We start from the raw sequence: 11594 nt of genomic DNA on the forward strand, positions 1-11594 counted from the left end.
GATTTGAGTTAACAATCATATACTTCCCATGCCAAGTGTCAACCGGGCAACTTCTCAATATGCCCGCCGGGCCGGCAGCGTCAGCGTGATCTCGATGCCGCTGCCCATTTCGCTGGCAATCTCCAGTTGTGCCCCGATGCCCTCGGCGCGTTCGCGCATGCCGGACAAGCCCCAATGTCCGGGCTTTCCACCGGCGATGGCGACCTCTTCCTCCAGCCCCCGGCCATTGTCGCGGATGCGCAGCACGAAGGCACTGGCGCTGTATTCCAGCTCCAGCTCGATGCGGGTCGCCTCGGCGTAGCGCGAAGCGTTGAACAGTGCCTCGCGTCCGATCGCATACACCTCCTCATGCACACCCGGACGCAGCTTTCGTGGCGTGCCCATCACCCGCATCTGGAAGGCATGGGTGCGATGTTCCGCCAACCCCTTGCCGAATTCCTCCAGCGTCAGCGACAGCACCTCGGGCGAGACGGCGGTGCGCAAGTCCATGATCTGGTCACGCCCTTCCACCAGCAGTTGCTCGGCCAGGTTCAGCGTCTGGTCCAGACGCCGCCGCTCCGGCGTGCCCTCCTTCAAATGTCGGCTATGCGCGTCAAACGACAGCAGCAATGCCTGCATGCTTTGCAGCAGCGTGTCGTGCAAGGTGCGGGCGATGCGCATGCGCTCGGCGGTGCGTTCCTGTATCAGCTGAGTCAGATAGCGGATGCGCAGCACATAGGCCGCATACAGAATCAGCAAACAGGCCGCCGCCAGCAGCAGCTTGAACCAGACGCTTTGCACAAAGGTCGGCGGAATCTTCATGTCCAATGCGGCGCCCTTGGTGTTCCACACGCCATCCTCGTTGGCGGCGATGACTTCGAAGCGATACTTGCCCGGCGCCAGATTGGTGTAGTAAGCCTCGCGCCGCCCAACCGCTTCCTTCCAGGCGTCATCCCAGCCGACCAGGCGGTAACGCAAGCGCACCCGCTCGGGTATCGACAAGCTCAGCGCGGTAAAGTCGATTTGCAGATCGCGCGTGCCTTTCGGCAGGCTCAGCAGGGCCGTGCCAGCCACGCCATAGCGCAAGCCATCCGCGTGCAGACCAGTGACTTCCACCGGCGGTGGAAGCGGATTGTGGCGCAAATGCGCCGGATCGACCGTCCCCACCGATCCGCTGGTGGCAAACCACAGCAAGCCATCGCTGCCATACAACAGCGACGGCAGCGGACGCCATTGCTGCGCATGGCCCTGCATGCCATCCTGCGCATTGAAGCGGGCAAACGCCACCGCTGTGGCGCTGTGGCCGAGCCAGCGCCGCACTTCGCCGGCGCTGATGCGATACAGTCCCTCGGCGCCATTCAGCCACAGCTCGCCATTGGGCAAGCGCGCGATGCCGGACACGCCGGCAAACGCTTCGCCATGCTCGCCACCCAGCGTCACAAAGCGGCCGGCGCGGTACAAGGCCACACCCTGCTCGCCGCCGACCCACATCGCGTCGCCATCGGCCGTCATCGCCAGGATGGTGCCCAGCTTCAGCCCCTGCTCCGGTCCCAGCCGGCGCAGCTCGGCGCCATGGACGACGCTGATCTGGCTGCGCACATGCCCCATCCACAAACGGCCGGCCGCATCGCGCGCCATGCTGGCCGTCAGCGTATTCGGTATGCCTTGCAGGCCGCCGTTGCGTATCCACTGGCCATCCACCAACTTGTACACGGAATTGGTGGAAAACGAGCCCCACAACGCGCCGTCGCCATCCTGCTGCAGCGCATGCACGCGCAGCCCCTTGATATGGTCGGGGAATGGCAGCAAGGTCACCGTCCCGTTCGCATCGCGCCGCTTGACGCCTTCGAGCCCGCCCAGCCACAGCACGCCGTCCGGCGCCGCGTAGCTGGCTGTGATCGCGCCCGGCTCTTCGCGCCGCAAGCGGCCGTCGGCGTTATAGCGCCAAAGGTCACCCTCGTAGTCACCCACCCACACCGTCCCACCCGGGCCGGCCACCAGCGCGGGCGCCCTCAGCGGCAAGTCAACGGTCAGCAAACGGTTCGGCCGCAACCGGTCCACACCGCGCGTGGTACCCAGCCACAGATTGCCTTCGCGGTCTTCAAACGCGGTCACCGGCATCAGGCCGCTCAGGTTGTCGGCTTTGGTCAGGTACTGCTCCGGCCCACCGGTGCTGACGATGGACAGCTTGCGTTCAAAGCGGTCGGGATGCTTCGCCCACAGCGTGCCGTGGCGATCGAACAGCACGCCGTCGCTCTCAAACTGAGATGGCACCGGCTGGTCCGCCACGCTGATTCGGTAGGTATGCTTGTCCGGATCGTTGCCCCAGATCGCTCCGTCCGGCGCCTCGGCCAGCGACACCAGCGTCACGCGCGGATACGCCGGGGAAAAACGGGCCTCGCCCTTGCGGCGAAAGAACGGCCCTTTATTGGTGCCGACCCAAGCCGTGCCATCGCGCGCGAACAGTACCTGGAAGATGCCCAGCGGCGGCAGGCCAGCCTCGCCGCGCAGATATTCAAACCGCTGGGCGCCCGGCGCCAGCACCGCCAGGCCATCGCGCATCGCGACCCAGATGCCGCCGTCCGGCGCCTCGGCAATATGCATGACGCCGACCGGATTCAAGCCGTCGTCTTCCATATAAGTATGCGCGCCATTCTTGCGAAACACGGTGACCGTGCCGACGCGGTAGCCAACCCACAGCGCGCCATCCGACGCCGATGTCACCGCCATCAGATTGGACGATTGCAGCGGAAAGCCGTAGACCTTGTCGGCATGCTCGAAACGCACGCCGTCAAAGCGGTACAAACCAGTGGGCGAGGCGATCCACAGCCAGCCATCAGCGCCTTGCGCAAAGCGGGTGGAGCCGCTGGGCGCGCCGTCCAGCTCGGTCCAGGCGGTATGGGTGTAGTCGGTCAGCAGAGGCCGCGCCGCTTCGGCTCTGCTGGCTTGAATCGCGATAATCAGGAACAGCAGAAGCGTGAATACGCGCGGCATCATCAGGTTGAATAAATTGCAAACCTGAGGATTATAGCAACGAGAAACTAGAGATCCAGCAACAAAGTGGCGCTACGCGCACGCGAGCAGCACGGCGTGAACTGATCGTTGGCGGCCTGCTCTTCCTCGGTCAGATACAAATCGCGATGTTCGGGCACGCCATCCAGCACCCGCGTCAGGCAAGTGCCGCACACGCCCTGCTCGCACGAGGCGGGAATAAACACGCCGGCCTCGTTCAGCACCTGCAATACGGTGCGGTCGGCCGGGATGGTGTAGCAGGCGCCGCTGGAAGCCAGCTTGACCTCAAACGCCTGGTCACCTTCGGCCGGCACCACCTCGGCGCTGAAGTATTCCAGATGCAGCTGATCGGCCGGCCAGTCCTGCGCCGCCGCGCACGACTGCACGTGCTTGATAAAACCGGACGGACCGCAGAAGTAGATATGGGTGTCGCGCTCCAATCCGGCCAGCAGTGTCGCCAGATCGAGCGGGGTCTCGCTGTCGTAATGGCAGTGCACCTGCGCCGCGTACGACGCCGACTGCAGACGCTCGCGAAACGCCGTGCGTGCCGGCGAACGGGTGCAGTAATGCAGCGCAAAGTCCGCACCGCGCGCCGCCAGCGTTTCCGCCATCGCCAGCAGCGGCGTCACGCCGATGCCGCCGGCCAGCAGCAGGCTGCGCTCCACCGCCAGCAGCGGGAAGTGATTCTTCGGCGCGCTAATCTGCAAGGTGGTATCGGCCTGTATGCGTTCGTGCATCGCCTGCGAACCGCCACGCGAGGCAGGATCGCGCAGCACGCCGATCACATAGCGATGCGTCTCATGCGGCGCGTTGCACAGCGAGTACTGGCGCACCAGTCCCGGCGCCACGTGCACGTCGATATGCGCGCCGGCCTCGAACGCCGGCAGCGGCGCGCCATCCACGCTGACCAGCTCGTAGCTGCAGATATCTTCCGCCTCGGCCACGCGCTGCGTCACACGCACCTGCAACAGTTCGGTACTCATGCCGGTTTCTCCTGCGCCAGCAGCTGGTCGATCATGCGGCGCGACTGCACGCCGCCGGCGTCGATGTTCAGCATCAGCAGCTTGCGCTCCGGGTGGCGCGTGATGTTGGCCTGCTGCAGCTCCAACATTTCGCGGTCTTCGCTAAAGATCTTGCCTTGGCCTTCACGAATGGTGGCGGTCAGCTCCGCGTCCTCCGGCTTGAAGTTGCGCGCCATGCCCCAGAAATACCAGTGCGAAGTTTCGGTCTCCGGCGTGATGAAGTCGACCACGATGCTGGACGCCTTGTGCTGCGGCTCGGCGTGATAGCCGCCCTTGCCCGCATGCGCCACACCGACTTCGATCATCACATGGCTGGGCGGCGAGAAGCGGCAGATCTGCCAGCGGTCCACCGGCACATCGTCGGCCAGGCCGTTGCCGCGCAGCGCGGCGCGCCAGAACGGCGGCGCCATGATGTTTTCCATGTAGCGGCTGGTCACCACCTGCTCGCCCTCGACCTTGGTGTTGACCGGCGCTTCGTCGATTTCCTTCTGGCCGATGCTGCTCGCATGCACATAGGTCTCGTGCGTCAGATCCATCAGGTTGTCGACCATCAGCCGGTAGTCACAGTTGATGTGGTACAAGCCGCCGCCATACGCCCATTCCGGATTCACGGCCCATTCCAGATGATGAATCAGCGCCGGATCGGCTTTGTCGGCCTCGCCGGTCCAGACCCAGATGAAGCCGTAGCGCTCCTCGACCGGATAGCTGCGGATGCACGGGAAGCCGCGCACGCGCTGGCCGGGCATGCTGATGACCTTGCCATCACAGCCCATCTCCAGACCGTGATAACCGCACACCAGCTGGCCCTCGCGCACAAAGCCCAGCGACAGCGGCGCGCCACGATGCGGACAGAAATCCTCCACCGCCGCCACCTTGCCCTCGGGGCCGCGATAGAACACGATTTTTTCGCCGCAGATCTGGCGGCCCAGCGGCTTGGTGGCGATTTCGTCGGGGGTACAGGCCACGTACCAGGTGTTTTTTGGGTACATCTTGTCTCCTTTGTTTTCGATATTCAGTGCACTGAATGTTGTAAAGTATAGGCGCTTCTGACACGATGTAAACCTTTTTAGATGCGGCAACGCACAATGAGCCCGCCATGCCCGAGACCGAAAGCCAACTGATCAACCTGTACGAACATCCGGGCCACTTGCTGCGACGCGCGCAGCAAATCTCCGTCTCCATCTTTTACGATGAGCTGGGCAACGAGCTGACGCCGGTGCAATACGCGATGCTGCGCAATCTGGCCGGCCATCCCGGCATCGATCAGGTATCGCTGTCGGCGCTGAACGGCATCGACACCTCGACCGGCGCCACCGTCTGCGCGCGGCTGGAGGAAAAAGGACTGTTGGAACGCAAGGTGATTCCGCACAACCGGCGTCAGCGCGCGCTGACCATCACGCCGGCCGGCGAAAAACTGCTGGAAGATCTGATCCCCGGCGCGCAACGCCTGCGGCGCCGGTTGCTGGCGCCGCTCACCGGCCCGGAGCAACTGCAATTCATGGAACTGCTGACCAAACTGGTCGAAGGCAACAACGAACAAAGCCGCGCGCCGCTGGCCGAGCCGCCGGCGCAGACGGCCTCAGCGGAAGGCTAAGCCACCGCTACCAGACGGTCCAGCCGTTCGCCATCGGCCAGCAGGCTGGCGCTGTCCGAGTCGTGCACCACGCGGCCGCGATCCAGCACGATGGCGCGCTGCGTCAGCGACAACGCCAGCCGCGCATGCTGCTCGACCACGATCACCGACATGCCCTCGTCCTGCACCAGCTTGCGGATCGCTCGTACCAGCTCCTGCACGATGATCGGCGCCAGACCCTCCATCGGCTCATCCAGCAACAGGATGCGCGGATTGGTCATCAGCGCGCGGGCGATCGCCACCATCTGCTGCTCGCCGCCGGACAGCTGATTGCCCATGTTGTTGCGCCGTTCCTGCAGGCGCGGGAACATCGCGTAGACCCGCTGCAGCGTCCACGGCCCCGGCCGCGCCACCACCGTCAAATGCTCCTCCACCGTCAGCGATGGGAACATATGCCTTTCCTGCGGTACCCATCCCAGTCCGGCGCGAGCGCGCTTGTGCGTGCTGAGCCGCGCGATATCGGCGCCGCCCCAGCGGATCGCACCGCGATGCAAGCGGGTCAACCCCATCAGCGTCACCAGCAGACTGGTCTTGCCGACGCCGTTACGGCCCAGCAGCGCCAGACTGTCGCCCTCCTGCAACGCGAACGACACGTCCTCCAGCACGGTGGCCTCGCCATAACCGGCTGTCACACCATCCAACGCCAACAACTCAGCCATGCTCAGCCTCCCCCAGATACACTTCCTTAACGCGCGGATCGGCAGCAATCTCGGCCGGCGTACCCTCGGTCAGCACTTTGCCGCCGACCAGCACCGTGATGCGGTCGGCAAAGCGGAACACCAATCCCATGTCATGCTCAATGAACAGCACGGTTACCTCGCGCGGCAACTGCGCCAGCACCGCAAATAGCTCCTTGCTTTCGGCCTGCGGAATGCCGGCCGCCGGCTCGTCCAGCAGCAGAATGCGCGGCTTGGTCGCCAGCGCCAGGGCGATCTCCACCAGCCGCTGCTTGCCGTAAGCCATGCTGTGTGTCACGCTGTTGGCCTGATCGCTCAGCTTCAGCGTGGCCAGCAGCGCCATCGCCTCATCGATCACATCGGCGCGCTTGGCCACGGTCTGCCACCACACGCGCTGCAAGCCGCGCCGTTCGCTGATCGCCAGCGCCACCGATTCCAGCACCGTCAAGCCGGCAAACAACGTATTCAGCTGGAAGGTGCGCGTCATGCCGCTATGCACGCGCTGATGCTGCGGCATGTGGGTGATGTCCTGGCCGCCCAGGAACACCTTGCCGCTGCTGGGCGCCAGCGCGCCGGTCAGCAGATTGATGAAGGTAGTCTTGCCGGCACCGTTCGGCCCGATCAACGCATGGCGCGCGCCCGGCGTGAAGCTCAAGTTGATATCGCTGTTGGCAACGAAGGCGCCCCATTGCTTGCCCAGTCCTTCGGTACGCAGGGTAAAGTCCTGGCTCATGGCTGCTCCTTGAAACGCGCGCGCAGTTTTTCCAGGCCGCCGAGGATGCCGCCGCGCGCAAACATCACGATCAGCACCAGCAGCAGACCGATGTAGAACTGCCAGTACACCGGATTCAGGCCGGAGATGTAATCCTGCGCCAGCATGAACACCGCCGCGCCCACCAGCCCACCATAGAGGCGACCGGTACCGCCCAGCACCAGCATGATCATCAGTTCGGCCGAACGCGGGAAGCCCAGCGAATCCAGGCCGACAAACTGCGTGGTCTGCGCCAGCAATGCACCGGCCACGCCAGCCACCGCCGCGCCCACCGTGTAGATCGCCATCAAGCGGCGCGGCACATTGACGCCCAGCGCCGGCATGCGGCGCACGCCCTCGCGAATGCCGATCAGGCTCAGTCCGAACGGCGACGCCACCATGCGCCGCAGCACCACAAACAGCACGAACAACACAGACAAGCTGTACCAGAAAGCGAGCTTGCCATCGAGATCGAATTCGAACACGCCAAACAGCTTGTCCACCATCATGCCCGACAAGCCGTCGACGCCGCCGGTGAGGAAGGAAGCCTTGTTGGCCGCCTCATGCAGCATCAGGCCGATACCCAACGTCACCATCAATCGCGTCAAATCCTGGCCGCGCACCACCAGCAGCGACACCACAAAACCAAACACGGCGGCCACCACGGCGGCGGCCAGCAAACCGCTCAGCGGCTCGCCCCAGCCATGCACCGCCAGCAGGCCGGCGGTGTAAGCGCCCAGGCCGAAGAAGGCGGCATGGCCCAACGAGACGATGCCGGCATAACCCAGAATCAAATCCAGCGACACCGCAAACAGCCCCATAATCATGATCTGGCTAATCAGCACCAGATAACCGGGAAACGCCACATACGCCGCCAGCGGCAGCAGCCAGAACACAATCTCCAGCGGCTTCCAGCGGTCGTTCGGCAACCGTGGCGGCGGCAGCGCCGCCAGCACCGACACCGGCTTCACTTCTTTTTCAGCAAACGCATTCATGCTTTTCTCCGCATCAGGCCGGCAGGGAACAAAATCAGCAGCACCACCATCAGCGCATAGATCACAAAAGCGCCCACTTCGGGCACATAGTATTTGCCGGCGACGTCGAACACGCCCAGCAGAATAGCGGCCAGCAGCGGCCCCTTGATGGTGCCGGCGCCACCCACCGCAACCACCAGCAGGAAGTAGACCATGTACTTGACCGGGAAGCTGGGGTCCAGCCCCAGCACGTCGATGCCGAGGCCGCCGCCCAGGCCGGCCAGGCCCGAGCCCAGCGCAAACGTCAGGCTGAACACGCGGCTGACGTTGATACCGAGGCCGGCCGCAGCCACCTGGTTATCGACCGAGGCGCGGATTTGCGCGCCAAAGCGGGTGCGCTCGATCAGCAGGCCCAGCGCCACCGTCATCAGCACCACCACACCGATCAGGAACAAGCGATACGCGCCCACGTCCAGGCCCAACAAGTGCACCTGGCCACGCAGCCAGTCCGGCAACTGCACCGGTTGCTGCGTCGGGCCGTACAGATAGGTGGCGCCCGCCACCGACATGAAGGTCAGGCCGATCGAGAACAGCACCTGGTCCAGATGGCTGGCGCGGTACAGGCGACGATACAACAGACGCTCCAGTACCCAGCCCACCAGCGCCGCCGCGATGAAGGCCAGCGGCAGCGAGGCCAGGAACGGCAAGCCAAAGCGCGCCAGCAGCGTCACGCTGACATAGCCGCCCAGCATGGCAAACGCGCCGTGGGCCAGGTTAACAAAGTTCATCATCCCCATCGTCACCGACAGACCGACACTGATCAGAAACAACAGACTGCCGTAAGCGATGCCGTCAAACAGCACGCCGGCGAAATTGGCTAGCATGGGCGCCCCTCAGCTTCAGAAAGTGTGACGGATGCCGGCCATCACGCCGTTTTGCGTCTTGCCCGCGCCGACCGTGCCACCGGCATCCAGCGCCACCGCCGACAGGCCGGAGTTCTTCATGCGGCCGACGCCGCCATACACCGCAGTGCGTTTCGAGAGATAGTAGGTCAGGCGCGCGACCAGCATGGTAACGTCGGCATCGCTGTTCTTGACGTCCTTGCGCGCCACCTGCGTGTCCAGCGTGGTGAACGGATTCAGCGGATAGCTGACGCCGAGGAAGTACAGATCCGACTCGGTGCGGCCGGTGGCGGCATTGGTGGTGCGGTCGATCACGCCACCGGCGATTTTGCCCTCGCCCACTTTCACGTAGGCGTTGGCGGTCACGCGCTTGTCGCTGTTATTGCTGCTGGTGAGGCCACCAGCGGCGCCGGTGTTACCGTACATGATGTCGTACGAAGTGTTGACGCCGAACTCCGGCGTTTCGTAGCCGAGCAAACCGGTCGCCTGACGGCAGGCTTTGGAATTGCCGGCCACTTCGCCGGCGCAACCAGTGGCGGCGGGGCCGCCGGCCGACGAGGTATCGCGGCCGAAGCTGTAGGTGGCGCCCACCACGACATTATTGAAGTTGCCGATGTAGCCGATGGCGTTATCGCTGCGCGCATTCGGCAGGTAGGGATCGATGCTGCCGATGGCGAACAGGTTCGGACCCATCACATCATACTTCAGCGAAGCGATGTAAGTCATGTTGACCTGGCGGCCCAGCGTGACGGTGCCGAAGTCGCCCTTCAGCCCCACCGAGGCCTGGCGACCGAACAGGCGATTGCCCTGCCCCATGGTGCCGCTGTCGAGCGCCAGACCGGCTTCCAGCGTGAACACCAGCGACAGGCCGCCGCCCAGGTCTTCGTTGCCGCGGAAGCCGATGCGCGAAGGGAAGGAGCCGGTCAGCGACGGCATGCGGGTGGCGGAATTGCCGGCGGCATCGACATTGGTCACGCGTTCGATACCGGTGTCCAGCAAGCCGTACACGGTCACGTTACTTTGGGCCAAAGCGGCGCTGCACGCGCCCAGGCCAGCCAGCAGCGCCACCGCGCCACGGATACGATAAGTCATGTTTGTCTCCTGTTGTTTTATCCGGGCGTCCGTTTTTTCGCGCCCTAAATAAATAGTAGGATTTAAATCAGGCAGTTGTCAATCTACCTGATACTCTTATCGTATCCCGCCGACATTTTCGCCACGCCGGCGTTGACTCAAATACCTTCCAGCGTCAGCGCCCGCACCGCGCCGCGCAAGCGCGTGAACAGCTGTTGCAATTCCGCTTCAGTCAGGTCGGGAAACATCTGTTGCTCGACCGCGCGCACCTTGCCATCGCACTCGCTGAGGATCGCATCGCCCTGCTTGGTCAGCTGGATCTGGATGATGCGGCCGTGCGCCGGGTCCGGCGTGCGTTCGATCCAGCCCTTGGCTTCCATCACTTTGACCATTTCATTGGCCGACTGCGGCGCCATCATGGTGCGCGTGGCCAGTTGCGCGTTCGACAGCGCGCCCTGAGCCCGGAACACCGATAGCGCGGTGTATTGCGGCACCGTCAGGCCAGCCGGCGCGCAACACTCGCGCAAGCGCTTGTTCAACACATGATCCAGACGACCCAGCATATAGGCCAATCCCATAGGCTTGGTTGGATCGGCTTCCGGCAACGTAGCTTTAACCATAAAAATTCAGCTTGAAAAATAAAAAAGGCAGGTATAGTATAAGACACATATCAGGCAGCCTGATAAGAAACTTACCAACAGGAGATATTGTATGTCCAAATATGCAGCACGCTGGGAAACCGTGAAGGTCGACGTGGAAAATCGTATCGGCTGGATCACCCTCAACCGTCCGGAAAAGCGCAACGCCATGAGCCCAACGCTGAACCGCGAAATGATCGACGTGCTGGAAACGCTGGAGCTGGACGAAGACGCCCAAGTGATCGTGCTGACCGGCGCCGGCGACTCGTGGACCGCCGGCATGGACCTGAAAGAATACTTCCGCGAAAACGACGGCAAGCCGGAAATTTTCCAGGAACGCCTGCGCCGCGACTGCTCGCAATGGCAATGGAAGTTGCTGCGCATGTATTCCAAGCCAACCATCGCCATGGTCAACGGCTGGTGCTTCGGCGGCGCCTTCTCTCCGCTGGTGGCTTGCGACCTGGCGATCGCCGCCGACGAAGCGGTGTTCGGCCTGTCCGAAATCAACTGGGGCATCCCGCCCGGCAATCTGGTCAGCAAAGCCGTGGCCGACACCATGGGCCACCGTCAGGCACTGCACTACATCATGACCGGCGACACCTTCACCGGCCAGGAAGCGGCCGCCATGGGCCTGGTCAACAAGAGCGTGCCGCGCGCCGAACTGCGCGACGCCGTGCTCGCGCTGGCCGACAAGCTGCTGGCCAAGGCGCCGGTGGTGCTGCGCATCGCCAAAAACGGCTTCAAGCGCTGCCGCGAACTGAACTGGGATCAGAATGAGGACTATCTGTACGCCAAGGTCGACCAGTCCAACTTCCGCGATCCGGAAAAAGGCCGGGCGCAAGGTCTGAAGCAGTTCCTGGACGATAAGACCATCAAGCCAGGCCTGCAGACCTTCAAACGTGATTAAATCCCCCAACTAAAAAAATACCGGAGAC

Annotated in this window: 11 protein-coding genes; 2 read left to right on the forward strand and 9 right to left on the reverse strand. The window is 63.5% G+C overall.

Annotation, left to right across the window (positions count from 1 at the left end):
- Window positions 1-54: 54 nt before the first annotated feature.
- From GJ699_RS13740 to GJ699_RS13750, 3 genes are read right to left on the reverse strand one after another with little or no spacing between them, the layout of a single operon-like run.
- Window positions 55-2976: a sensor histidine kinase gene (locus GJ699_RS13740; RefSeq protein WP_154377072.1), complete on the reverse strand. Its 2922-nt coding sequence runs from the start codon at window positions 2974-2976 to the stop codon at window positions 55-57.
- Window positions 2977-3020: 44 nt separating this feature from the next.
- Window positions 3021-3974 (reverse strand): PDR/VanB family oxidoreductase, encoded by a 954-nt coding sequence (locus GJ699_RS13745; RefSeq protein ID WP_154377074.1) that lies wholly within the window; start codon window positions 3972-3974, stop codon window positions 3021-3023.
- Window positions 3971-5002 carry a Rieske 2Fe-2S domain-containing protein gene (locus GJ699_RS13750; RefSeq protein ID WP_154377076.1) on the reverse strand — a complete coding sequence of 344 codons (1032 nt, stop codon included), beginning with the start codon at window positions 5000-5002 and terminating at the stop codon, window positions 3971-3973. The genes GJ699_RS13745 and GJ699_RS13750 overlap by 4 nt, the downstream gene beginning before the upstream one ends.
- A 107-nt stretch (window positions 5003-5109) precedes the next feature.
- On the opposite strand from GJ699_RS13750, the gene GJ699_RS13755 reads away from it, so the two are divergent.
- Window positions 5110-5607, forward strand: coding sequence for a MarR family winged helix-turn-helix transcriptional regulator (locus GJ699_RS13755; protein WP_154377078.1), 498 nt, complete (start codon window positions 5110-5112; stop codon window positions 5605-5607).
- On the opposite strand, the gene GJ699_RS13760 is transcribed toward GJ699_RS13755, so the two are convergent.
- From GJ699_RS13760 to GJ699_RS13785, 6 genes are all read right to left on the reverse strand, one after another.
- Window positions 5604-6305 (reverse strand): ABC transporter ATP-binding protein, encoded by a 702-nt coding sequence (locus tag GJ699_RS13760; RefSeq protein WP_154377080.1) that lies wholly within the window; start codon window positions 6303-6305, stop codon window positions 5604-5606. The genes GJ699_RS13755 and GJ699_RS13760 overlap by 4 nt on opposite strands.
- Entirely contained in the window at window positions 6298-7056 is a 759-nt protein-coding gene (locus GJ699_RS13765; protein WP_154377082.1) for an ABC transporter ATP-binding protein, read from the reverse strand. Before GJ699_RS13765 ends, GJ699_RS13760 begins: the two co-directional genes overlap by 8 nt.
- Entirely contained in the window at window positions 7053-8069 is a 1017-nt protein-coding gene (locus GJ699_RS13770; RefSeq protein WP_154377084.1) for a branched-chain amino acid ABC transporter permease, read from the reverse strand. The genes GJ699_RS13765 and GJ699_RS13770 overlap by 4 nt, the downstream gene beginning before the upstream one ends.
- Entirely contained in the window at window positions 8066-8932 is an 867-nt protein-coding gene (locus GJ699_RS13775) for a branched-chain amino acid ABC transporter permease (protein WP_154377086.1), read from the reverse strand. Before GJ699_RS13775 ends, GJ699_RS13770 begins: the two co-directional genes overlap by 4 nt.
- A 15-nt stretch (window positions 8933-8947) precedes the next feature.
- A complete protein-coding gene (locus GJ699_RS13780) occupies window positions 8948-10042 on the reverse strand; it encodes a porin (RefSeq protein ID WP_154377089.1) in 1095 nt (364 codons plus the stop codon).
- Window positions 10043-10179: 137 nt separating this feature from the next.
- A complete protein-coding gene (locus GJ699_RS13785; RefSeq protein ID WP_154377091.1) occupies window positions 10180-10641 on the reverse strand; it encodes a MarR family winged helix-turn-helix transcriptional regulator in 462 nt (153 codons plus the stop codon).
- 91 nt (window positions 10642-10732) lie between these two features.
- Here GJ699_RS13785 and GJ699_RS13790 point away from each other — a divergent pair, with 91 nt between their 5' ends.
- Window positions 10733-11566 carry a p-hydroxycinnamoyl CoA hydratase/lyase gene (locus tag GJ699_RS13790; RefSeq protein WP_154377093.1) on the forward strand — a complete coding sequence of 278 codons (834 nt, stop codon included), beginning with the start codon at window positions 10733-10735 and terminating at the stop codon, window positions 11564-11566.
- The last annotated feature ends 28 nt before the right edge of the window (window positions 11567-11594 follow it).

The sequence above is a fragment of the Duganella guangzhouensis genome, assembly GCF_009674535.1.
Taxonomy (GTDB): domain Bacteria; phylum Pseudomonadota; class Gammaproteobacteria; order Burkholderiales; family Burkholderiaceae_D; genus Rugamonas; species Rugamonas guangzhouensis.

Coding starts and splice junctions, on each gene's coding strand:
- GJ699_RS13740 (WP_154377072.1), bottom strand. CDS start 2,976: ATGATGCCGCGCGTATTCACGCTTCTGCTGTTCCTGATTATCGCGATT.
- GJ699_RS13745 (WP_154377074.1), bottom strand. CDS start 3,974: ATGAGTACCGAACTGTTGCAGGTGCGTGTGACGCAGCGCGTGGCCGAG.
- GJ699_RS13750 (WP_154377076.1), bottom strand. CDS start 5,002: ATGTACCCAAAAAACACCTGGTACGTGGCCTGTACCCCCGACGAAATC.
- GJ699_RS13755 (WP_154377078.1), top strand. CDS start 5,110: ATGCCCGAGACCGAAAGCCAACTGATCAACCTGTACGAACATCCGGGC.
- GJ699_RS13760 (WP_154377080.1), bottom strand. CDS start 6,305: ATGGCTGAGTTGTTGGCGTTGGATGGTGTGACAGCCGGTTATGGCGAG.
- GJ699_RS13765 (WP_154377082.1), bottom strand. CDS start 7,056: ATGAGCCAGGACTTTACCCTGCGTACCGAAGGACTGGGCAAGCAATGG.
- GJ699_RS13770 (WP_154377084.1), bottom strand. CDS start 8,069: ATGAATGCGTTTGCTGAAAAAGAAGTGAAGCCGGTGTCGGTGCTGGCG.
- GJ699_RS13775 (WP_154377086.1), bottom strand. CDS start 8,932: ATGCTAGCCAATTTCGCCGGCGTGCTGTTTGACGGCATCGCTTACGGC.
- GJ699_RS13780 (WP_154377089.1), bottom strand. CDS start 10,042: ATGACTTATCGTATCCGTGGCGCGGTGGCGCTGCTGGCTGGCCTGGGC.
- GJ699_RS13785 (WP_154377091.1), bottom strand. CDS start 10,641: ATGGTTAAAGCTACGTTGCCGGAAGCCGATCCAACCAAGCCTATGGGA.
- GJ699_RS13790 (WP_154377093.1), top strand. CDS start 10,733: ATGTCCAAATATGCAGCACGCTGGGAAACCGTGAAGGTCGACGTGGAA.